This window comes from Paenibacillus sp. B2(2019) (assembly GCF_008370385.1).
Taxonomy (GTDB): domain Bacteria; phylum Bacillota; class Bacilli; order Paenibacillales; family Paenibacillaceae; genus Paenibacillus_AQ.
In genome coordinates, this window is record NZ_VTZR01000029.1 from 20950 (window position 1) to 44108 (window position 23159).

Annotated in this window: 24 protein-coding genes, 1 tRNA gene, 1 rRNA gene and 2 riboswitches; of the genes, 11 read left to right on the forward strand and 15 right to left on the reverse strand. The window is 43.2% G+C overall.

Annotated features, from left to right (window positions below; genetic code table 11):
• The first annotated feature begins 165 nt into the window (after nt 1-165).
• Nucleotides 166-639 carry an AbrB/MazE/SpoVT family DNA-binding domain-containing protein gene (locus PAENI_RS29490; RefSeq protein ID WP_149647692.1) on the forward strand — a complete coding sequence of 158 codons (474 nt, stop codon included), beginning with the start codon at nt 166-168 and terminating at the stop codon, nt 637-639.
• A gap of 101 nt (nt 640-740) precedes the next feature.
• Here the strand turns inward: PAENI_RS29490 and PAENI_RS29495 are convergent, their stop codons facing one another.
• On the reverse strand, nt 741-1247 hold the full coding sequence (locus PAENI_RS29495) for a YwhD family protein (RefSeq protein ID WP_042183958.1): 507 nt from the start codon (nt 1245-1247) through the stop codon (nt 741-743).
• A gap of 103 nt (nt 1248-1350) precedes the next feature.
• On the opposite strand from PAENI_RS29495, the gene PAENI_RS29500 reads away from it, so the two are divergent.
• From PAENI_RS29500 to PAENI_RS29525, 6 genes are all read left to right on the forward strand, one after another.
• The gene (locus tag PAENI_RS29500; protein WP_149647693.1) at nt 1351-3357 is read left to right on the forward strand and encodes a M1 family metallopeptidase; all 2007 of its coding nucleotides are present in this window, start codon (nt 1351-1353) and stop codon (nt 3355-3357) included.
• 11 nt (nt 3358-3368) lie between these two features.
• The gene (locus tag PAENI_RS29505) at nt 3369-4199 is read left to right on the forward strand and encodes a hypothetical protein (RefSeq protein ID WP_149647694.1); all 831 of its coding nucleotides are present in this window, start codon (nt 3369-3371) and stop codon (nt 4197-4199) included.
• Between the two features lie 214 nt (nt 4200-4413).
• Nucleotides 4414-4552, forward strand: a riboswitch (cyclic di-AMP (ydaO/yuaA leader).
• A gap of 53 nt (nt 4553-4605) precedes the next feature.
• Complete coding sequence (locus tag PAENI_RS29510) at nt 4606-5034, forward strand: C40 family peptidase (protein WP_042193080.1); 429 nt, start codon at nt 4606-4608, stop codon at nt 5032-5034.
• Nucleotides 5035-5393: 359 nt separating this feature from the next.
• Nucleotides 5394-5535, forward strand: a riboswitch (cyclic di-AMP (ydaO/yuaA leader).
• Nucleotides 5536-5540: 5 nt separating this feature from the next.
• Nucleotides 5541-6032 (forward strand): C40 family peptidase, encoded by a 492-nt coding sequence (locus PAENI_RS29515; protein WP_149647695.1) that lies wholly within the window; start codon nt 5541-5543, stop codon nt 6030-6032.
• 255 nt (nt 6033-6287) lie between these two features.
• Nucleotides 6288-6773 (forward strand): GNAT family N-acetyltransferase, encoded by a 486-nt coding sequence (locus PAENI_RS29520; RefSeq protein WP_076286894.1) that lies wholly within the window; start codon nt 6288-6290, stop codon nt 6771-6773.
• Between the two features lie 127 nt (nt 6774-6900).
• A complete protein-coding gene (locus PAENI_RS29525) occupies nt 6901-7257 on the forward strand; it encodes a c-type cytochrome (protein WP_042183950.1) in 357 nt (118 codons plus the stop codon).
• 91 nt (nt 7258-7348) lie between these two features.
• On the opposite strand, the gene PAENI_RS29530 is transcribed toward PAENI_RS29525, so the two are convergent.
• Nucleotides 7349-7636 (reverse strand): 4a-hydroxytetrahydrobiopterin dehydratase, encoded by a 288-nt coding sequence (locus PAENI_RS29530; protein WP_149647696.1) that lies wholly within the window; start codon nt 7634-7636, stop codon nt 7349-7351.
• A 228-nt stretch (nt 7637-7864) separates the two neighbouring features.
• Entirely contained in the window at nt 7865-8158 is a 294-nt protein-coding gene (locus PAENI_RS29535) for a hypothetical protein (protein ID WP_042131745.1), read from the reverse strand.
• 206 nt (nt 8159-8364) lie between these two features.
• Between PAENI_RS29535 and motA the strand changes: the two genes are divergently transcribed.
• Both motA and motB read left to right on the forward strand, forming a co-directional pair.
• Complete coding sequence (gene motA, locus PAENI_RS29540; RefSeq protein WP_042183948.1) at nt 8365-9168, forward strand: flagellar motor stator protein MotA; 804 nt, start codon at nt 8365-8367, stop codon at nt 9166-9168.
• Entirely contained in the window at nt 9152-9970 is an 819-nt protein-coding gene (gene motB / locus PAENI_RS29545) for a flagellar motor protein MotB (protein WP_042183946.1), read from the forward strand. Before motA ends, motB begins: the two co-directional genes overlap by 17 nt.
• Nucleotides 9971-10069: 99 nt before the next feature.
• Here motB and rluF read toward each other — a convergent pair whose 3' ends face one another.
• Both rluF and PAENI_RS29555 read right to left on the reverse strand, forming a co-directional pair.
• The gene (rluF, locus tag PAENI_RS29550) at nt 10070-10771 is read right to left on the reverse strand and encodes a 23S rRNA pseudouridine(2604) synthase RluF (protein WP_076286905.1); all 702 of its coding nucleotides are present in this window, start codon (nt 10769-10771) and stop codon (nt 10070-10072) included.
• Complete coding sequence (locus PAENI_RS29555; protein WP_149647697.1) at nt 10761-13088, reverse strand: sensor histidine kinase; 2328 nt, start codon at nt 13086-13088, stop codon at nt 10761-10763. Before PAENI_RS29555 ends, rluF begins: the two co-directional genes overlap by 11 nt.
• A gap of 402 nt (nt 13089-13490) precedes the next feature.
• Here PAENI_RS29555 and tadA point away from each other — a divergent pair, with 402 nt between their 5' ends.
• A complete protein-coding gene (gene tadA / locus PAENI_RS29560) occupies nt 13491-14012 on the forward strand; it encodes a tRNA adenosine(34) deaminase TadA (RefSeq protein ID WP_149647698.1) in 522 nt (173 codons plus the stop codon).
• Complete coding sequence (locus tag PAENI_RS29565; protein WP_149647699.1) at nt 14013-14582, forward strand: GNAT family N-acetyltransferase; 570 nt, start codon at nt 14013-14015, stop codon at nt 14580-14582.
• A 105-nt stretch (nt 14583-14687) separates the two neighbouring features.
• Here the strand turns inward: PAENI_RS29565 and PAENI_RS29570 are convergent, their stop codons facing one another.
• From PAENI_RS29570 to rrf, 10 genes are all read right to left on the reverse strand, one after another.
• Nucleotides 14688-15779: a hypothetical protein gene (locus PAENI_RS29570; protein WP_149647700.1), complete on the reverse strand. Its 1092-nt coding sequence runs from the start codon at nt 15777-15779 to the stop codon at nt 14688-14690.
• Between the two features lie 102 nt (nt 15780-15881).
• Nucleotides 15882-16034, reverse strand: coding sequence for a small acid-soluble spore protein P (locus PAENI_RS29575; RefSeq protein ID WP_060623882.1), 153 nt, complete (start codon nt 16032-16034; stop codon nt 15882-15884).
• 12 nt (nt 16035-16046) lie between these two features.
• Nucleotides 16047-16388, reverse strand: a complete 342-nt coding sequence (locus PAENI_RS29580; RefSeq protein ID WP_042183934.1) for a hypothetical protein — start codon at nt 16386-16388, stop codon at nt 16047-16049.
• A gap of 173 nt (nt 16389-16561) precedes the next feature.
• A tRNA-Ser gene (locus PAENI_RS29585) sits at nt 16562-16650 on the reverse strand.
• A 68-nt stretch (nt 16651-16718) separates the two neighbouring features.
• Nucleotides 16719-18005, reverse strand: coding sequence for a serine--tRNA ligase (serS, locus tag PAENI_RS29590; protein ID WP_076301054.1), 1287 nt, complete (start codon nt 18003-18005; stop codon nt 16719-16721).
• Nucleotides 18006-18078: 73 nt separating this feature from the next.
• Nucleotides 18079-18675, reverse strand: coding sequence for a pyridoxal 5'-phosphate synthase glutaminase subunit PdxT (gene pdxT, locus PAENI_RS29595; protein ID WP_076286886.1), 597 nt, complete (start codon nt 18673-18675; stop codon nt 18079-18081).
• A 19-nt stretch (nt 18676-18694) separates the two neighbouring features.
• Nucleotides 18695-19576: a pyridoxal 5'-phosphate synthase lyase subunit PdxS gene (pdxS, locus tag PAENI_RS29600; RefSeq protein ID WP_042123186.1), complete on the reverse strand. Its 882-nt coding sequence runs from the start codon at nt 19574-19576 to the stop codon at nt 18695-18697.
• A 111-nt stretch (nt 19577-19687) separates the two neighbouring features.
• A complete protein-coding gene (locus PAENI_RS29605) occupies nt 19688-21034 on the reverse strand; it encodes a D-alanyl-D-alanine carboxypeptidase family protein (RefSeq protein WP_076301057.1) in 1347 nt (448 codons plus the stop codon).
• A 161-nt stretch (nt 21035-21195) separates the two neighbouring features.
• Nucleotides 21196-22653 (reverse strand): IMP dehydrogenase, encoded by a 1458-nt coding sequence (guaB, locus tag PAENI_RS29610; protein ID WP_149647701.1) that lies wholly within the window; start codon nt 22651-22653, stop codon nt 21196-21198.
• A 431-nt stretch (nt 22654-23084) separates the two neighbouring features.
• Nucleotides 23085-23159: ribosomal RNA gene (gene rrf / locus PAENI_RS33210) — 5S ribosomal RNA — on the reverse strand; the annotation flags it as partial.

Below are 23159 nucleotides of genomic sequence, written 5' to 3' on the forward strand. Positions count from 1 at the left end.
CTTATTTATTGTAGAATCCATAGGATGGCCAAACTCGATTTTCACTTCTCCCACAAAGGATGTAACCGCTTCATTAATTATATTCACCCCATTCTCTTAACTCACAATTACTGCTATAATAGTTAGTAGCAACCAAAATATAAAGATGTAAATGAGGGACATGGGATGAAGGATACAGGCATGATCCGGAGTTTAGACAGTCTTGGGAGAATTGTGGTTCCCGCAGAAATCCGTATGACTCGTAATATCGACATTGGTGATCCTATCGAATTTTTTATATTAAACGATAACACCATCATACTCAGGAAGTACACCTCGACAGAATGTACGTTTTGCAGAAGCCACGACCATGTCACCTACTATAAAGAGCAATTTATTTGCAGTAGCTGTCTAAAAGAAATTGCCGACCCTGAACGCATGTCTCAAGTGCCTGAGGCGCGCCAAGATTTTGCAGGCGAAGTGTCAGAACACAGCAACACGATCCGGAAGACGAAGACAGAGGATATGTGCCAACGCCTGGAGCGGGCCATAGAAGAACATCCATATGCCAATCAGAAAGAGCTTGCTGAAATTCTTGGGATCAGTCAAGCCAGAGTAAGTCAACTCAAACGCAAACTTAGTACGGCAGGAAAATCGTAAACTAATTCATTGTGTTCAATTCAAAAAGGCTTCGACTCTCCTATTTCAGGATGTCGAAGCCTTTTTTCTGTATCATGTAACCTTGTCCGGGTAATTCGTTCCTACTCGGTCAGTGCAGCCTTAAGCTCATCGGAGGACGCAGTCCACCATGCCTCATTATGAGAGATCAAGAGGGATTTGAGGGCAGCTTTTTCAACTGCGCCAAGCCCTCCCACATCGATTTTGCGTTTTAGAGCAGCATCCAACTTATTGACATGCTCGGCGAGAATTTTCCAACCGCGACGTGCTTCCGTATCGATCCACATTTCACAGGCCGTTATTCCGCCATAGAATTGACTATCCTGTGTACGGTCCACTGCTACCCATACTACCCAAACCTGTCTACCGTTGGGTACATCTTCACGGTTCATGGAGAATTTAATCCCCTTTTCAACCTTACTCTTGGCATGCATGGCACCAATATCAATGACTGCTTCACCGCCATCAATAATGACAGGCGATACGTTATTGAGCTCTATAGAGCCCGCTCCAAAGCCTTTATGTTTACTTTTGGCATTCACAATATTTAAGGCAATCTGTTTCTTGCCCTCCGGTTGTATGTTGTCCACGAGTGCACACCCTTCCTCTTACGAATAATTTAATTTTAGCTAATAATGCGGCGATTGCAAACATATACATCCCGTAGATGCTTGTCACGGGAGGAATCACACTATGAAGTCACTGTCATTAAGGTACATCATCATCTTTGCGACCCTGGCCACCCTCGTGCTATTAGGAGGCATATGGGTCTATTCGGGGGATAACTCCACATCTTCTGTTACTAGCTTTGTTTCAAAAGAGGCCAAGTCCTCAAGCGGCATAGCTCCTGCAGCTGCACCACAACAGACACTGCCTGAAAGCGCCCCCGTTCCAGCAGAAGAGGCATTAAGTCAACGAGTTGTCGAGTATCACATCGATGTTCAGCTTGTTCCTGATACAGAAACCTTAATCGCTTCTGAGACGGTAACCTGGACACACCCCGGTGTAAAACCGGTAAGTGATCTATATTTTCATATGTATCCAAATGCTTTTGCTTCATCAGATACTACCTTTATGAAGGAGTCCGGAGGAACGCTCAGAGGTGACACCATGCCAGAGAACGGCTTCGGAAGTATGACTTTAACCGATTTGCGCACAACAGAAGGAACATCACTAATGCAAAGAGTGCAATTTGTACAACCCGATGATGGTAACGTCAACGATAAGACACTCCTAAAGGTACATCTCCCACAGCCGGTTAATGGTGGAGAAAGTGTCACGCTTAAACTCCAGTACGAGGTCCAGCTCCCCAAAATATTTGCCCGTATGGGCGCATCAGGCAATTTCGTGATGGCTGGGCAATGGTTCCCTAAACTTAGTGTATACGAGCCTATGGGCACACGCGGGGTTAAGGAGGAAGGCTGGGATTTGCATCAGTACCACGGCACCTCTGAATTTTACAGCGATTTTGGCATCTTTAATGTAACGATTGCGGTTCCTTCCGACTACACGGTAGCTGCGACCGGATTTCCTGTGAAGAATGCCAAGCTAAAGCAAGATCAGAAAATATATCAGTTCTACGCTGACGATGTCCATGACTTTGCGTGGGCGGCATCCCCTGATTTTACAGTAGCCGAAGAAGCCTTCTCTACGCCAGAAGTGCCTGGTGTACGGATTAAGGTGTATCTCGATCCATTACACAAAGACTTAAAGGAACGATACCTTCAGGCCGCTAAGGCAGCTCTGACCTACTTCAGCAAATGGTATGGTCCTTATCCCTACTCGACTCTGTCTATTATCGTTCCGCCTAAGGAGGGGAATGGGGCTGGAGGAATGGAGTATCCAACACTCATTACAGCGTTTGGAGCCACAGACTCTTCTCCTGACACCTCACTTGAAAGAACCGTCGTTCATGAAATTGGCCATCAATACTTTTACGGCATGGTAGCCAGCAATGAATTCGAAGAGGCTTGGCTAGATGAAAGCTTCACTTCTTATGCTGAAGACAGACTCATGGAGCAAGAATATGGCATCAAAACGAATCTCCCTCTTCAGTCCAGCTTGGTGACCAAATCAGAGCCGCTAAATTTAGAAACATGGAAATATGCCGGGGCAGAATCCTATAGCCGGAATGTGTATATTCGCGGAAAGCTAGTACTTAAGGATATTGAACGCCAAGTAGGCACTAAGGCAATGAACAGCATCATGTCCACTTACGCACGTAAATTCCGTTTCCAGCACCCCACTACGTCTGATTTTCAAAAAGTCATTGAGAAGGTAACCAAAAAATCATGGCAGCCTTATTTCGAAGATTATATTTATGGTGGTGGTGCTCCTGATTTCTCAGTAGATACGATTACGATTAAAAAGAATGGCAACAGCGATGCTCAGAGCTATGAATCCATAGTAAAGATTACAAACAAAGGGAGCCATTACGTTGACGTTCCCATTAAATTCACATTCGCCGATGACTCTGCTACAGAGCGGGTCTGGAGCGGTGAAGGAGCTGAGACTACCTTCCAATTGTTAAGCGATAAGCTTCTGCTCTCTGCTGAGGTTGATCCTGAGCATACCATTCTGTTAGAAAACAAACATCTTAATAACTTCAGACTGGCGGAAATAGAGCCCAAAACGCTCTCCCGCTGGACATTAAGTGTAACTAAACTAGTTGAAACCGTGCTCGGAACTCTTGTCTGGTGAGGTGAATGATTGTGAGAACATCGATAACCCGCGGCTGGCAAAGCATGAAGGAGCAATTTTATATTCTGATTCTGCTCTTCATCTACCGACTGCTCTGGGGCTACTTTATGTACGGCTTCATCCGATCTGCTATCGTTCCAATTCTACTACGTTATCCAGATAAAGACGCTGGAGGCAGCGGAATGGGCAGACTACTCTATTATGTCGAAGGGCAGTTCAGCTTGAACACAGATCCTGCGATACGTACTTGGTTATGGATGTTCCTAGGGCTTGTTGTCTTACGACTGCTACTCTCCCCCTTCATAAGGGCAGGATTACTGCATGAACTCCATCAGGAGCGAAAAGGAGAGCGTGGCCTGTTCTTTTTTCCCGGTATGAAGCTTTATGGATTTCCAGTGTTTATCTTCAGTCTAATCGAATGGGTGCTGGCTCTACTTCCGTTATACTGGCTTGCTCCAAAAATGTACGGGCTATTCTTGTCCTCCTTTCTGAACTACTCTTTGTTACTTCATCTAGTTCCATACGTATTGGCATGGCTTATATACATCTTTATCGTGCGCCTGTTCCTTCTATATATGCAGTTTGGTTATACCAGCGGCACGGGGATGTTCTCCTCCTTATTCATTTGCTTGAAGTCACTGATTCCGGCAATAGGAATTTCAATCGTACTTGGTGCAGCAGGCCTGATCCTTTTGCTAGTGTGCGGAATAACGGGTATCTTCTGTCCTGGCCTACCAGCACTTCTTATTCGTCAACTTTCATCACTGCCCTCAACACTCTTCAAAATGTGGGGAATTTCAGCTCAATATCATCTATGGCAAAGTAAAGCATTTCCACAATAATTTGAAGCATTACAGAACATAATATAAGAGTCCCGGTTCCTGAATCAGGAGCTGGGACTCTTTCGCGTTATAGACAAATTATGAGGATTTGCAAAATCGTAAAGACTTTGTTACAATAAGTCCTGTTCCATTGGTAACAAGTTTGTAATCATTTGAAACGATTTCTACATAACTTCATGTATTTGTTGTAGTCATGTCGATAAGTCACTATCTGGTGCATAAAACGCCGAATTCCTTGCACCGGGAAGTGGGGGAACCATATTTTGGGTGAATTGATCTCGCTTTGCAGTGATCATAGGGGAACCTTCTACCGAATCCTTAAGCTAACCTCACAGGCATTGGAAGGGGTACAATTTTTTTGAAGAATTTAAGAAAAGCATGCGTCGCTGCGGCGCTAGGACTTGTGATGGCGTTCTCTATTGGTGGAGGAAGTGCCTTTGCAGATTCTAAGATGGACAGTGTTATTTCAAAGACAATTGGAGTTGCCTATAAAACCGGAGGCACTAGCACTGCCGGGTTTGACTGTTCTGGATTTACTACGTATGTATTCAAGAAGGTGGGTCTTTCTTTGCCCCGTACTTCAAAAGCTCAATATAATGTCGGAACTCCTGTAGCCAAAAGCAAATTGCGTTCAGGTGACCTAGTTTTCTTTAACACATTGGGCAACGGCGTATCCCATGTCGGCATTTATGTTGGAAACGGAAAATTCGCACAATCATCATCTTCATATGGCGTGACCATCACTTCACTTAGCCAGTCCTACTGGGCCAATCGCTACGTTGGTGCTAAAAGAGTAATGAGTACTTCCTCATATCAAGCTATAGCCTACGATTAATACTTCGCCACAACTATAACCTCACAATTACATTATATAGACCTGGGTTTGATTATTGACTTAATCGAATCCAGGTTTTCTTTTGCCTTATTATATTCTTTACACCTCTAGAACGGACTTTAAACACTTTTATTTGATAAAAATTTCAATAAATATAAAAATTAGTTTAATATTATCGCTTACATATGCATTTTGTCTTTAAAAAAACGAATTTTTCTGCATGATTATGTTAAAAACGATTGCCAAGCGGCACTCTGTTTGTTACAATAACTGCAGTAAGATTTTAGTAACATTTTTGTAATCATTAAGTTGTTATTTACAAAGGTTTTGTCATGTATTGATTACAAGCTATTCCTAATCAACAGTATCAGCCGAGTTTCCTAACTATTAGGAAAACGGGGGAACCAACTTTGGGTGAATTGACCTCCATTTTTAGAGGGGTCATAGGGGACCTTCAACCGAACCCTTAAGCTAACCTCGTAGGCATCCGGAAGGGGTATAAACTTTTGAAGAAGAAGCTAGCAGCAGCAGTACTTAGCTTTTCCATTATTTTCACCATCGGAGCAGGAAGCGCTTTCGCGGATTCCAAAATGGATAAAGTGATCGACAAGACCATCGGAACTAAGTACGTATCCGGCGGCATCTCCACAAATGGATTTGATTGCTCCGGATTTACAATGTATGTATTTGATAAAATTGGTATAAACCTACCACACCAATCAGGTTCCCAGTATCAAATGGGTACTGCTATCTCCCAAGATGATTTAAGATCTGGAGATCTTGTATTCTTCAATACAAGTGGTAAGGGTGTCTCCCATGTCGGTATTTATGTCGGTGAAGGCAAGTTTGCACACGCATCTACCTCACGCGGTGTAACAATTAGCTCCCTGAGTGATAGCTACTACGTGAAACGCTACATCGGTGCTAAACGAATTATGAGCACGGATGCTTATCATTCTGTTGCTTCTGAGACAGAAGATAATGATGATGTTCAATAAGTAAATCGTACATAGGCTCTTTTCCAAGATGTTGATTCTTGGGGAAGAGCTTGTTTTTTGTCTTATTTAGTATTTACCCCTCTCAGAATTTGTAAAACAATAATCCTCATAAATTTCTGAGTCGACCATGCCTCTTTTTGTATATAATTAGTTACAAGCATAAACGCCTTCGATGTCCTTATAAGGACCATAAGTATTTTAAGCTAGAAATATAAGACATTTTAAGTCCCCCCGTGAAAGGAGGTCCTTGACCTTATGATAAATCCCTCTGTTACTTTTCATGTAGCGCCTATGGAGACCAGTCACGCGGAAGAGATTTGCAACTGGGATTACACTGCCCCTTATAATATTTACGGCTGGATGCCGTGGGAGCAAATGCAGGCTCTTGGAATCGAGTTCGGTGACCCGCAGCTACGGAATGAGCAATATGTCTCCATATTAAATGGGCAAGGGATTTTGTGTGGATTCGCGCAGTTGTTTCCAATGGAAGGTGTTGTTCGCTTGGGGATTGGTATGCGCCCTGATCTATGCGGTCAAGGTCTAGGAAAAATATTCATGGATGCAATCGTGCAAGCAGCCTTGCTTCGTTATCCTGAGCGTGAGATTGATCTAGAGGTATTGACCTGGAACCAGCGGGCGATCCGAACTTACCAAAAGTGTGGATTTACGATTACCGATACGTATGAACGCCTAACCCCCACAGGAAACAAACCTTTTTATTGCATGGTCTATGATAAATAATATTAAATTCCATATTTTTCAATGATTTGATGGTATTATCGTTCATTTTTTTGTCACAAACCCTATGATAACGCTTCACCTTGAGCTATAATGTAGGGAGCAGCTTACATAGAAGGGACGAACTGGGATGCAGAAATGGATCATGAGCGGTTTGTTTTTTGCCGCCTGTGCCTTTGCGGTAGTACTTATGTTTACACTTCCAGGTAAAGAAGAGGTAGCTGAACAGAATAAGCCGACGATGCCGGAAGTCCAATTGGATGCGGCAAAGGCCGAAGCAACCGTGAAAGCCAGCTGTATCACCTGTCACGGCGATCAGCTTCAAGGTGGAGTTGGACCCAGTCTTCAAAATGAAGGCGGTCAGCATGATGCTGAAGAAATCTACAGTATCGTCACTAAAGGACGAGGTCAAATGCCTTCCTTTAAAGAAAAGCTAGCCCCTGAGGAGATTGCAAACGTCGCCCTCTGGCTCTCAGAGAAAAAGTAACAGTAACTACTACCTAAGCAACTAAAAACGCCCGTGCCAGAAGATAGTTCACTATCTGCGCACGGGCGTTTATTTATGAGTTTAGGTGACACTAACGATTTTTCTCAAAGGCTTCATTAAATTCATGTGCCTCTCGAATATCTAGAGCTGTAATACCGTCTTCCTCATTTGATTTCAGTCGTAAAGTCACTATCTTATAATCAATCGTAATATGTGGATGGTGATCAAAGGCTTCTGAAATGGTGGCTACTTCATCAACGAAAGCAATACCCTTCATATATTGGCTGAACATATATTTTCGCACCATGGTATTCTCTTCCAGCTTCCAACCTTCCAGCTTGCTGATCTGCTCACGCAGTTCTTCTTCGGTAAATAACAATTCGTTTCCTCCCTTACTAAAAATTGCAGTAAAATCCGCAGGTCCCTTTACTCGTCTTATTCGTTAAACAAAACATCCCTTAGCTTCTGAGGTCCAAGGGATGTGCCAGGATAAAGGCAATATTTTCGATTAAATGTATTCAAGAATCCCAGCGATTATAACTCGGCTACACCAATTTTAACACGGGCTACTAACTACGGGCAAATTACGCCCCGCCGCCGCCTCTTCTTAAATCAAAACAACAGAGGCTAAATCCTCTTCTCCGACTAAAATATTAATGCGGTGAGTGTCCTTATCGTAGATGATAACGCCGCTCCCCACCTCAATCATAGGTTCATTACCTAGCGCGAAGAAAAGATCCTCAGCCAGTGCCTCCCATACCTCCATCTTGGATTCCTGCGGCAATTCTTGCCACTCTTCCGGATCCATTTCAAAAAATAAGTACCCATCGGAAATTCTTCCGACAGCCTCAGTCAAATCCGTTAGGATTTCACCGTAATCTCTACCATGCTTTACACCCACATGTATCACTCCGTTTTCTCCACAGATGAATAATTACTTACCTTATCCATTATAGCCGAAAAAATGACTTCACAAAAAACGGAATGATGTCGATAAATAAGAATATACGTTATTCGGTTTCGAACAGAGTGCCTTGCCGCTGTTTCAAGGATGATATACGCGGCTTTGTCGGAACACATCTTATAATCTCATGGACGAGGTGCATAATGGAAATTTCAACAATACTTGGTTTAATTTTTGGTCTAGTTGCAGTTATTTGGGGTATGATCCTCAAGCACGCTCCTCTTCACGCTTTAGCCACACCTGCTGCTTACGTTATTATCTTAGTGGGTACGGCAGCTTCCATCTTTATGGCCTTTCCGTTCTCGGAGGTCAAGAAGATTCCAAGTCTGTTTAAAATGATTTTTGTCAAAAAGAAATTAATCAGTAAACCCGAATTAATTACTATGTTCATGGAGTGGGCTTCTATTACACGGCGTGAAGGTCTGCTGGCTCTTGAGTCGAAAGTCGATGAAATAGAAGATAACTTCCTCAGAAATGGCATGCGGATGATTATTGATGGAAATGATCAGGATTTTGTCCGCGATGTTCTCATGGAGGACATCCACGCCACAGAGGATAGACATAAAGCAGGCGCACTCATTTTCTCACAAGCAGGTATGTATGCTCCTACACTTGGCGTACTCGGGGCCGTTATCGGACTTATCGCCGCTCTGGCTGATATGAGTGATATGAACAAATTGGCTGCAGCAATCGGGGCTGCCTTCATCGCAACACTACTCGGTATCTTTACAGGTTACGTATTATGGCATCCTATCGCCAATAAGCTAAAACGACTTTCCAAACGTGAAATTGAAGTTCGAATGATGATGGTCGAAGGTCTTTTGTCCATACAATCCGGTGTATCCACTATTGCCATCAATCAGAAGCTTGCTGTCTTCCTGACACCTTCGGAACGAGCTAAGTTAAATGATGAGAAGGAGAGTGGATCGGGTGAGCAAAAAGACTAGACGACACGAAGAGCATGAAGAACACGCCGATGAATCGTGGCTACTGCCTTATTCTGATCTTATGACCCTTCTGGTAGCCTTGTTCATCGTAATGTATTCTATGAGTGCAACGGATGCCAAAAAATTCGAAGAGATGAGTCAAGCCTTCAGTTCTGCTCTTAATGGCGGTACAGGTGTTCTTGAAGAGCGGGCGGCAATGCCATCTAAGAGTCAAGAGGATTTAGGAAAAAATGATCAAATGGATAAATCAGTAACCAAGAAAAATGAACAAACAGAAATGGCTAAGCTGCGGCAAAAGGAACAAGAGGATTTAGAGAAGCTTAAGAAGCAGTTTGATCAATATATCAGCAAGAACGGCCTTACCGATCTACTCAGCACTAAGCTCAATCAATCCCAACTTATGATTACGATAAGTGATAACGCGTTGTTCGCATCCGGACAGGCAGTAGTTAAAGATGATTCTCGGCAATTAGCAAAGTCCATCTCAACCATGCTGCAGCAATTCCCGGATTATGATGTAGTCGTGCAAGGACATACCGATAATATCCCTATCTCTAATAGCGACTATTCTTCCAACTGGGACCTGAGCGCCGATCGCGCCCTTCAGTTCATGAAGATCTTGCTAACAAATACGAACCTGAATCCACGGAAATTTAGTGCGATTGGATACGGGGAATACCACCCCATTTCTGAAAATACAACAGCTGTTGGACGAAGTAAGAACCGCCGGGTTGAAGTATCCATTATTCGTAAATATCAAGAAACCAAAGAGTTCTCAGGCATTGCTCCTTCCGATGAATAATGGTTATCCTATTACAAGCATAAAGAGCTGTCCCAAGGTCTTAGACCGATGGAACAGCTCTTTTTTGATACATTGTATTCAAATCTAGGCTCTTCTAGGTTATAGAAGTTCGTAGTTCAGTGTAGCTCCAAGTTCTTGCTTCTCTTCAGCAGACAGCTCACGCCATTCTCCTGTTTGTAATGCCCCTAGACGAATATTCATAATCCGAATGCGTTGAAGCTTTCTAACCTCGTAGCCAAAAGCGCTGCACATACGGCGGATCTGACGATTCTTACCCTCCGTCAAAATAATACGGAATACACGCTCTGTAATACGAGTGACCTCACAAGGTAGCGTCTTCTCACCTAATATCTTTACGCCGCTGGACATGCCGGTAATAAATGATGGCGTAATCGGTCTGTCTACAGTAACAACATACTCTTTTTCATGCCGACCTTCGGACCGTAAAATCTTGTTAACGATGTCCCCATCGTTGGTAAGCAAAATCAATCCTTCTGAATCCTTATCGAGTCGCCCAATCGGGAAGATTCGCTCATGATGACCTACAAAATCAACAATATTCCCCTTAATATGCTGCTCTGTAGTTGAAGTGATACCCACTGGCTTGTTTAACGCAATGTAAACCGTCTGGCTTGATGTTTCAAGCGCAACACCATCTATTCTCACATCATCGCCTGGAACGGCCTGACTGCCAAGCACAGCAGGTTGTCCGTTGATCGTAACTCTACCACCTTCCACCAGCTTATCTGCTTCACGGCGTGAACAGTACCCTGTCTCACTGATGAATTTATTAATTCTCACGTTGTCCTTCACTCCGTTCATCCTTAATATTAAGCCAAGGGGTATCCGTACCAGCTGCAGGCAGCTTGATCATAACAGTTGTCCCTTGACCCACTTCACTTTGTATTTCCAAATGACCCTTATGAGCCTGAATAATACGTTGGCTAATCATTAGCCCTAAGCCTGTTCCCGACTCCTTATTGGTGAAGAAGGGCTCACCCAGCTTAGGCAGCATATCCTTAGGAATTCCTTCGCCTTGATCTGAAATAAGAATGAAGACAGAATCCAAGGTATTTCTTAACTCCATTGAAATCACACCACCATCAGGCATAGCCTCAATAGCATTTTTGACGATGTTAATAAACACCTGCTTTAGCTGGTTCACTTCACAATGTACGGTGGATGGATATTCAGAGAATGTCGCACTAAACTGAATCCCAAACAAATGAGCTTGACTGTCTAATAGAGAAACCACATCACCAAGGATATCCCGCACATCTTTTTCCTGAAAATGAACAGCTTGAGGCTTGGCCAAAATCAAAAATTCACTTACGATCAGATTAATCCGCTCGAGCTCGGACAACATCAGTTCAATATGGAGGGGGACCAAAATCTGCTTTTCTTGTTGAAGCTGCAGAAATCCTTTTAGCGTCGTAAGAGGATTACGAATCTCATGAGCTACTCCCGCGGCTAATTGACCAACTGTAGTCAGCTTCTCAGAGCGTCTAAGCAGTTCCTCCATTCGGTTACGTTCCGTCATATCACGTGAGACGTGAATAAAGGAATGTGGATACCCGTCTTCATCACGAATCACTGAGGTACTAACACTAACTTCAACAATTGTTCCATCACGTTTAAGTCTTACCGTTTCAATTGGTGGTAGAACCGCACCACTCTTTAACGCATCAAGCCGCTCTTCCTCCTGCTTAAGCGCTGTCGCAGGCACAAGGTAAGGCTTATTCCCTAGCACCTCTTTGGCACTCCATCCATACAGTTCTTCGAAGGCTCTGTTCGTACTAGTAATTCGGCCGTCCATATCGATAGTATGTATCGCATCAGAGGTTCCATTAATGACCGATTCCAAATGCTCCTTAACTGCTCGGTTCTCTTCCAGTGTCTGTTTGAGTCGATTAGTGCGCTGCATGAGATGAGCCGTCATAGCGTTGATTCGTAGTGCCAGTTGCCCTAACTCATCCCGGCTAGTTACCTTAAGTGGAGGCTCGAATTTCCCTTTGGCTACATCGTTCACTTTGGCAAGTATCGCCTGAATAGGACGAGTAACAAATCCAGACAGTATGTAACTGCATAACAAGAATAATGTAAGTAATAACAGTGAAGTTGTCAGATTATTAATTAATTGTTCATGAACCACAGATGAAATCACGGAGTAATCCAAAACGACACCAATCACATAAGCTTTCAGTCCAGGAGATTGGATAGGGATGAAGCTTTTGAGCACTCTTTTTCCAAGCACTTTCGTCTCCAGTGTAACCGGCTTCTGCTTCTCCTGAGCCAATAGAATCGCTGTTCTATCCTGCTCCACATTACCATAAGTATAGGTGCCGTACTTAATGGGACGGTTACCAAGATTCTTATTCAATGTGTCAGTTCCGTCAGCCTTCATACTTGCTGAACCAAATGTTACTGGGTTAAATCCTGTGAGTTCTAAGATCCCTGGATTAGCTTCTTTAGTCTGCGCTGCGATTTGATCGGGATTGGTAATCTTGACATAGTCGCTGGCTGCAGTATTGAGAATAACAGGATTTATGATGTAGTTGCTCTCTTCATCATGGTAATATCCCCATTTTTCAATGAAATCAAGATTGTAGGTTGAATAATCAAAAGGGCCTGACCAAAAATGGTCCATGGCCTGCCCCTGACCCACGGATACCTCCTGATTATCGAACAACTCCAAAAAGGCCAGATACCAGTACCCCCAGTCCTTTGTGGACACCCCAATATCACTAGGTAGCGAAGACCTCGCTATTACAATATCGTTATCAGTCTTTACCAGAATTGAAATATTAGACACGCCCACCTTGGAAGTTAGGGCCTTAAGTTCTTCATTCGTCACATTCCTATAGTCGGGGTCCAGCTCTTCGGAGGCAAAGATAGCCGCCATCCTTAAATTATGCGCAATTTGATATTCTACATAGTTAGAGCTATAGTTACTTTGTTCTACAGAAACGGCCATTTGCATAGCGGTTAGTTGCATATTATTAATGCTTTCATTCCGTAGATTATTTTGGGCGGCATAAAGGTTAAATGTCAGGTTCAGTGCTAAAATTAGCAACACCGCCCCAAAAATAATAGCAGATAGTTTTGTCTTTATGGACAAACTGTTTGTTCACCTCTTATCCACTGGTAAATCCTTGCGGGGCCTACAATAAACATCATACCTTTTGCCCTCACATTTGAAAAGACATTTCAATGTAGCGTTCCAATTCAAGAATATTGAAATTCAAAAGGTCTTTCTCTACAATATACAAGTATAAATGCCTTCGGCGTCCTTATACGGACGGGAAGCGTTTAAGCGCGAAATATAAGGACAAAGTATAGCGTGAAACTTATACTTTCTTATATTTTAAGAAACCATCCACAGCTTATGCACATATAAACATTTTATTATAAAACGATGTGTACAAAAATGTGCATAAGTAGGCGGTTATCCACAGAGTTATGCACATTTTGTTAAGAACGAATATTTGTTCGTTGTACAATGGTTACAGAAGAAGGGAAGATGATCTTGAATATTAAAGCCAATGAATCGCCAGAAGATATACAAGCGGTTCATGAATATTGGATGAGGCAGGCGATCGCAGAAGCACGTAAAGCTGAGGCATTAGGTGAGGTTCCTATTGGTGCTGTCATTGTTCGACATGGTGAAATTATAGGACGTGGATACAATTTACGAGAAACGACAATGGATTCGACAGCCCATGCAGAGATGGTAGCCATTCGTGAGGCCAGCAATGTCATGAATTCTTGGCGTCTGCTGGATTGCCAGCTGTACGTCACCCTAGAACCTTGTCCGATGTGTGCAGGAGCAATAGTGCAGTCCAGAGTGCCTCTCACGGTATATGGAACGCCTGACCCTAAAGCTGGATGTGCCGGGACCCTCATGAACTTGCTTGAAGAGCCGCGATTTAATCATAGAACTGAGGTAATACAGGATGTTTTACAAGAAGAATGTGCAGATCTACTCACCTCTTTCTTTCGCTGTTTACGTAAAAAGCCAATAAAACAAAAGGAGGACTCCTAAATGACCCTTACTCTATATCATACCTCTCAAGGCATCTATATTTCTCCACTTGAGCTTAAGGATGCACAGAGCCTGCTGGAGCTTCGTTTAAATAACCGGGTAACCCACGAACCGTTTGAGCCAAAACGTGATGAGCACTTCTTTACCCTAGAGAGTCAACAACAGATCATCAATCAGCGTATTGAGGACGCCCTACTGGACAGAGCTTATATGTTCGGCATTTATCTGCTGGATGGACAGCTAATCGGTCAGATCACATTGTCCAACGTCTCACGAGGTATAGCACAATATGCTGATTTAGGATATTTAATGGATCATCGGATGCAAGGACAAGGTTATATGACAACAGCAGTCGGATTAGTCCTTGGCTATGCGTTCCGGGCCTTAGGTCTACATAGAGTTCAAGCAGCTATTTTATTGCATAATGAAGCTTCCCGAAGAGTCCTGGAGAAGAGTGGGTTCAAACCTGAAGGGATTGCTCGTCAGTATCTTAAAATAAATGGACAGTGGCAGGATCACCAAACCTACGCAATCTTAACCGAAGATGTGCTGACTGAGGAACGGAAATAAGATTCTGCATTGTCGCAGGAAAGAGTGCTACTTTTTTTCCTAAAAAAAGACCCGCATGGGCGTATAATATACGCATCATGCGGGTCTTAATCTTGCGAACTGGGATTAATAAGTTCCCATACCACCGAATTCTTCTCCAAGTTGATCCATTGTAATTACATCATCACCTTGAGGGATACCAATCTTGAATACCGGCTTCTCGTTGATCTTACTGTATTGGCCCGTTCCATTTACTGAGAAGGCCACTTTTGTGCCATCTTCCGGATCATTTACTTTAACATCCATCAATAAATCCTGATACACAGCGTATCCATCTTTATTGATCGCAGTATTATAGTGGAACTGGTTGATGGTAAGGTACTTATCAAGATCAGCTAAGCCCTTATCCAATTCAGTTCTAGCTTCACCTGATGTCAGTTCTTCTTTAGCCTTAGCTAGATCTGCATCTTTAATCTGCAGCATATCCTTGTATTCTTCCTTGCTTACGATATCAATAATTTTAGGCAGGGCATTATTCACCAAGATAGTGATTGCTTCTTTAACATTATCGTTAGTCACTTGGAACTGAACGACTTGTTTAGCTTCCACACCTTCTGGTAAATTAGCATCTTTGGGATCAATCTCGTTAAAATATTTTTCTTCGTCATATTCAGCTAGGACAGTGTCCACCACTTCATTAGACAGCTTCTGCATTTTTTGAGTATCCATCGTACTTGGGTTAAATTCTGCACCCTCCTGCTCTGCCAACGCCTTCAGATCCACCTCTACAAACTTGTTAACGATTGTCTCCGGAATCGGGAAGAACGGAATCGATGGAATCTTAACATACAACTTCTCAGTGGTCATCACCATAGGGACATTGAAGCTCATGCTCATATCGCCCTTGAGATTCAGAACCATAGTTAGCTCTGTCTGCATTGGATCAGCCTGATAAACCCCGTCGACGGTAATATCAGCATTCTTGAGCATGCTGAGTACCTGTGTGGTCATTGCAGCAGATTCAGCATCAGCAGTCTCGATGGTTAGATCATTGATCGAGAATTTACTCTTCATCTCATATGAAGACATCGTAGTCGCTTTTGACGCGGCTGATTTTAAGGCCTCTTTTGGCGCCTCCTGTTTACTTGCACATCCTGGCAGAATTACTGCTGCTGTAAGCAACAGTGCCGCGGCCGATAAACCCCATTTTTTGTTCATTATTTTTCTCCTCTCCCATGTAAAAAAAATCTCCCCCCCTTATGATAAACTATTTGTAAAAATCAAGAAACACTTCTTTATAATTCTTATTGTTTTTATTTGTTATCCTTGCGGATTATGATGGTCAACATGATTAGCCTGCTTCACCTTTTTAGAGCCAGAAAGTGGCTCTGGTGCAGAAGAATTATGCTCCTTTCTACGCTCCCCATCGTTAGGCTGTGCCCCGGGAACTGGAATACTTTTTGGCTTTGACATTGTTCATTCCTCCTAAGGATTAGTTATATTCTGTAGAGCCTGAGCACATTCGTGAATTTGTCGTGAATACTGCTGTGCTAATAGCTGTACTGCATCACTATGCTCATCAATATGAATTCCACTCTGCTCCACATCAAGCAGATCAACAGCGACCTCCCTGCTATCTACATACCTGCAACGAAAATCAAGTGAGTACCCTTGACGTCCTGCTGCATTAAAATGAATAAGCAGACTATTCGGATCACCATCATCCGCTAGTACATTGAAACTGTCCCCATCCTCCATTAACGCAGGCAGGCGTTCTTGCCAGGCCGAGACAAGATTATGCTGATCTACTTCCAATTGTCTGTCCATAATTATGATCATCCTCCTTCTCTAATACATTGCGGAGAAATCAATCTTTTTATTCTCAATGGAACTAGGTTCATCAAACAATAACTAAAACTGTACCAGTTCAAGCACAACAAAAAAACCGCCTCCAAAGGAGACGGTTTCTATCTGCTTATTTCTTAAAGTTCATAAAGGAATGGCGGAGAGGATGGGATTCGAACCCATGTGGGCTTGCACCCTAACGGTTTTCAAGACCGCCCCGTTATGACCGCTTCGGTACCTCTCCAAATGCATATAAATTTCACATGCATTAGTAATTGTACCATATGGTGCGAAGAAAAAGCAACTATTTTCTTAAATAGTTTTAGGTTGGATCGATTTTACATTGCGCATATACGGTTGTAGACATTCCGGAATCAGAACACTACCATCCTCTTGCTGATAATTCTCAAGAATTGCTGCAACAGTACGCCCAACAGCCAAAGCAGATCCGTTCAGTGTATGAACAAATTCAGGTTTGGATTTCGGATCTTTACGGAAACGAATATTTGCCCGACGCGCTTGGAAGTCCTCCGTATTTGAGCAAGAAGAGATCTCACGGTACATTCCACTCTCAGGCAGCCATACTTCCAAATCGTACGTCTTAGCCGATGTAAAGCCCATATCAGCTGTACATAGCCCAAGTACGCGATAAGGCAAACCAAGAAGCTGTAGCACACGCTCAGCATCTGCTGTCATTTTTTCTAACTCCTCATAAGAGGATTCAGGTGTAGTAAGCTTCACCAGCTCTACCTTGTTGAATTGATGCTGACGGATCAGACCGCGAGTATCACGGCCAGCTGAACCCGCCTCAGAACGGAAACAAGAGCTGTAAGCTACATGATACTTAGGTAGATCTGCTGCTGTCAAAATCTCTTCGCGATAGTAGTTGGTTACAGGTACTTCCGCTGTAGGAATCAAATAGTATTCAGTGTCACGTAACTTAAACAGATCTTCCTCAAACTTAGGAAGTTGCCCCGTTCCGTACAAGCTGTCTTTATTCACAATGTAAGGCGGCAGCATTTCTTCATAGTTATGCTCACCGCTGTGCAGATCCATCATAAAGTTAATAAGCGCCCGCTCTAAACGTGCTCCCAGTCCTTTATAAAAAACAAACCGAGATCCCGTAACCTTCGCTGCAGCTTCAAAATCAATAATATCGAGCTGCTGCGCAAGCTCCCAATGTGATTTCGGAGTAAATCCGAACTCTTTTGGCTCCGACCAGCGACGCAATTCTACGTTATCATCCTCAGACTTACCAACTGGAACTGAATCATGAGGAATATTCGGAATACTCATAGTAAGTTCAGCAATCTGAACTTCCAATTCACGCACTTCGTCATCAAGCTCTTTAATTCGGTCAGATACCGTACGCATTTCAGCAATTAGGTCATCTGCTGGCTCACCATTCTTCTTCTTCTTCGCTACTTCACCAGAAACCGTATTACGACGGTTCTTAAGACCTTCTGTTTCTTGCAGTAATTCACGTCTGCGTAGATCAAGTTGTGGAAAATCAGCAATTAAATCCAGTGATTTACCCCGTTTCTCTAAGGCTTGTTCAACTCGAGCGTAATCACTGCGTAATACTTTTACGTCTAACACAAAGTTTCCCTCCTGAAAACAGCCTAAACTCTTTCAAATTGCTGCTTACAGCTTTGAAAGAGTCAGGATGTTCTTATATGCGATTCTGTTGTTGCACTTGCCTAGTAGCCTCTACCATATCAGCAAAATATTGATGCAGTCTGAAATCATCGGTCAATTCTGGATGAAAAGAAGACACCAGCAGGTTACCCTCCCGTGCAGTTACAATCTCATCATTATAGACTGTAAGCACTTCTACACCCGGGCCTACCTCGTTGATAAGCGGTGCACGTATAAAAACAGCACGAACCGGCTCATCAATTCCTTTAACCTCCAGATCACATTCAAAGCTTTCCCGTTGACGACCGAATGCATTCCGAGCTACCGTAATATCCATTAGCTCCAAATGCCCTGGTTCGCCGCCGGCAATTTGTTTGGCCAGAACAATCATACCCGCGCATGTTCCAAAAATCGGCTTGCCCTGATTGGAGAAATCACGTATGGCTTCGATGAAGCCATATTTTCGCATCAGTTTACCGATCGTTGTACTCTCACCACCAGGAATAATTAGGCCATCAACCTCCTCAAGCTGCTCTACTCGCTTGATAGGTACGCCCACTGCTCCGGTCTTCTCTATACTAACAATATGCTCCGTAACTGCGCCTTGAAGCGCCAGCACTCCTATTTTCATCCGGGCAACCTTCTCTCTATTAACGGCCACGCTCCGACATACGTTCAGCCGGGGTTAGAGTTGCAATATCAATCCCCTTCATTGGTGCGCCAAGGTTCTTAGATACTTCTGCAATCAGTTTGTAATCAGTATAGTGTGTAGTGGCTTCAACGATCGCACGGGCAAATTTCTCAGGGTTGTCCGATTTAAAAATACCTGAGCCTACAAACACACCGTCCGCACCTAGATGCATCATCAGGGCAGCATCGGCAGGAGTTGCTACACCGCCAGCAGCAAAGTTAACAACCGGCAGCTTACCAAGCTCATGCACTTCAAGCAGTAGCTCGTAAGGAACTCCCAGGTTCTTAGCTTCATTATATAGCTCATCCTTGGACAAATTAGTTACTTTGCGGATTTGACTATTGATAAAGCGCATATGACGCACTGCTTCAACAATGTTGCCTGTTCCTGGTTCACCTTTCGTACGGATCATGGATGCACCTTCGTTAATACGTCTCAAGGCTTCACCCAAGTCTTTAGCTCCACATACGAACGGAACAGTGAACTCACGTTTATTAATATGGAAGACTTCATCAGCAGGAGTAAGAACTTCACTCTCATCCAAATAGTCAACACCCAAGGATTCCAGAACCTTTGCTTCTACGTAATGGCCAATACGAGCCTTAGCCATAACAGGGATACTTACCACTTTGATAACTTCTTCTACAATTGTAGGATCGGCCATCCGTGCTACACCGCCAGCTGCGCGAATATCAGAAGGCACGCGTTCCAATGCCATAACAGCTACTGCACCCGCAGCCTCAGCAATTTTTGCTTGTTCTGCATTCATGACGTCCATAATGACGCCGCCTTTTTGCATTTCTGCCATGCCTCTTTTAACTCGCGATGTTCCAGTTTCCATGTCCTAGCCCCCCGAATGATCTATCTTAATCTAACTTGTAATTTTACCCCAATGAAGGGAAATATACAATCCACTTACTCGGATTTAACGCAATTTTCGATGCTAAATTCATTAGAACAAGTTCTTGATCCCTGTAAATAAATCGCCGAAGAAATCTCCAATGGCTCTAAGGAATAAACTGAACCAACCGGCTTTCTCCGCTTCTTCAGCAGTAATCAGATTAACTGTCTTCTGCTGAACATCAGACATGCCTTCAACTTGGTAGGAATAAGTAACCTTACCCACTTTAGCAGATTGTTCTATAGGAGCAACTAAGGTTGCTGGATCATTTATTTCAACAGTTGTTTTAATTTGAGGGGAGGTTGTTCCCTTAGGGACGATAAACGAAACAGCTTCATCCGTAACTACAGACACCTTTTTATTTTTCCCTTTAAGAACTGGCACAGTTTCGTTGCCGGCTATCACTGCTTTAGGGGCCACGACCTGTTTGATTTCAAAATTATTAAATCCGAAATCAAGTACTTTCTTCGTCTCTGTAAAACGGTGTGGCTCTGTATTAGCCCCCATTACTACACTTATCAGACGCATGCCATCACGTACAGCTGTACCTGCAAAACAATATTTTGCTCTAGCGGTATGGCCTGTTTTCAAACCATCCAATCCCTCATAAGCATAAGCCTTAAAATTCTGGATACTCTTGTTAGCTTCCAACATCCAGTTAAAGTTAATCATTGGTGCGGTATCACGTTCACGGAACTTATACGACTGAACCGTTGTAAATCTATTAAAATCAGGATGATCAGTAACGATATATTTGGCAAGAATAGCAGCATCCATCGCTGACATTACGTTTTCTTTCTTATCAGTTGAGCGGTACTTCTTAGGCATGTCAGCTTTGTCTAATCCAGTAGAATTAACAAAATAGGCAGTTTTCATCCCCATCTTCTGGGCAGTCTGATTCATTAGCTCTACGAATTCCAATTCTGATCCAGAAACTAGTTCTGCCAAAGCTACTGTAGCATCATTTGCAGATCCGACAGCCATTGCTATGTACAGCTCTTCAACCGTATGCTCGTCATTTTCCGCTAGAAAAATACGTGATCCAACCTGTTTAGACGCATTTTCCCCTACTATGACTTTTTGATCCCATGAAAGCTGTCCAGTCTTCACCGCTTCTGCTACAAGATACTCTGTCATCATCTTAGTCATACTAGCTGGAGGCAAAGCCTCATCTGCATTCATAGATAAAAGAATTTCACCTGTTGTTGGTTCTATTAGAACCGCTGATTTCAAATTTAGACCCAGTGATTCCACAGAAGGGATCTTTACTGCTTTCTGAGTCGTCTGAGTTGCAGTACCAGCTTGTATTGTCGTTGTCGTACCTTCCTCTGCGAATGCCGGAAGTGGAGTGGAAACTAACATATTTAAAAGTAGACCTACTGTGACTGTCTTAATCATAAATTGCTTACCGTTAAATTTCTGTTTGTGCTTCAATGATTACTACTCTCCTTTAAACCTCATATCAATAGCTTGTTCTATTCTAACACAGGGGTACACGCAAAAAAAGACAGACAGGACGAAATAGTCCTGTCTGTCCAAAAAATAGTCTTTCTAGTCCATTACACGGAATAATTTGGCGCTTCTTTCGTAATTTGCACATCATGTGGATGGCTTTCGCGAAGTCCAGCACTTGTGATGCGAATGAAAGAAGTGTCATTCCGAAGTTCTTCGAGTGACTTGGTCCCACAGTAGCCCATACCCGAACGCAGTCCGCCAATCAATTGATGAACGGTATCCGAAAGAGGCCCTTTAAAAGCGATACGACCCTCAATTCCTTCAGGAACAAGCTTTTTATCGTCATCCTGGAAATAACGATCCTTACTACCTTGTTTCATGGCACTCATACTGCCCATACCACGATATACTTTAAATTTGCGGCCTTGATAAAGCTCCGATTCTCCTGGGCTTTCTTCTGTACCTGCAAACATACTTCCCATCATTACTGCATGAGCACCAGCGGCAATAGCCTTAGTGATTTCACCGGAGTACTTGATTCCACCGTCAGCGATGATAGGAACTCCGTACTCACGAGCAACCGTTGCACAATCATAAATGGCTGTAACCTGCGGAACACCGATACCAGCGATAACTCGTGTTGTACAGATAGATCCAGGTCCAATACCTACTTTAACTACAGAAGCTCCAGCTTCAATAAGTTCACGGGTTGCTTCACCTGTAGCCACGTTACCAGCAACAATCGTAAGATCAGGATACAACTCACGAATTTGACGAACCGCTTCAATAATATTAATGTGGTGACCATGTGCAGAATCGACGACGATCAAATCCACACCTGATTTCACTAACGCTGCAGTACGCTCGAATGTATCTTTAGAGATACCAACAGCTGCTCCAACCAGTAAGCGACCCTGTGCATCTTTCGCTCCGTTAGGGAACTGAATCGCCTTCTCAATATCTTTAATTGTGATTAGGCCCTTAAGAACGTTATTCTCGTCGACCAGCGGCAATTTCTCAATTTTATGACGTTGTAAGATGCCTTCTGCTTCTTGAAGTGTCGTACCTACAGCAGCAGTCACGAGATTCTCATGTGTCATAACTTCTTTGATTGGAATATTAAAGTCATGAATAAAACGTAAATCTCTATTAGTTAGAATACCGACCAGTTTGTTGTCACTGTCTACAATCGGTACTCCGGAAATACGATATTTACCCATTAGCAGTTCAGCATCGGATACCAGATGTTCTGCTGAAAGAGAGAATGGGTTAGTAATAACTCCGCTCTCGGAACGTTTTACACGATCCACTTCTTCCGCTTGCTGCTCTACAGGCATATTCTTGTGAATAATCCCGATACCACCCTCACGAGCAATAGCAATGGCCATAGCCGCTTCTGTGACTGTGTCCATACCTGCACTCATAAGCGGGATGTTCAACTTCACATTCTTACTTAGAACTGTAGTCAAATCTACTTCCTTCGGCAGTACCTCAGATTTACGCGGAACCAGCAGCACATCATCAAAAGTCAGACCTTCTTTACCAAACTTATCTTTCCACACCTGGGTCATTCCTCCTCGGTTGTTTTTAAATTATACCCGCCTACAAACTTTATAAAAGAAGAACCTTCGACTTTAAGTCCATTCACGACAGACAACTCTGTACATCTGGAAGTTGAACAAGTTCATATCTTCAATTTAGGTTTGAGATGCTTATCCAAAAATATATTATTGCCATCTTAGCAAAGGGCATTTGGACTGTCAAGAACATTACATCATCAGAGTAGGTATTCAAAAAACGACTCACGCGTAAGCGAATTATTGGACTATTGTCCGCACAGAGTGGACATTTAGTGGTGAAATTATACAATCCACCATACCCATCACCAACGCTTACACCTATCTCTAATGTAGTATCTCAAAATAAACCCTAATGAATTCTTCAATAATACAACAAAAAGACCACTGTCGATTACTCAACAGTGGTCTTGCGTGCTTGGCAACGTCCTACTCTCCCAGGACCCTTCGGTCCAAGTACCATCGGCGCTGGAGGGCTTAACGGTCGTGTT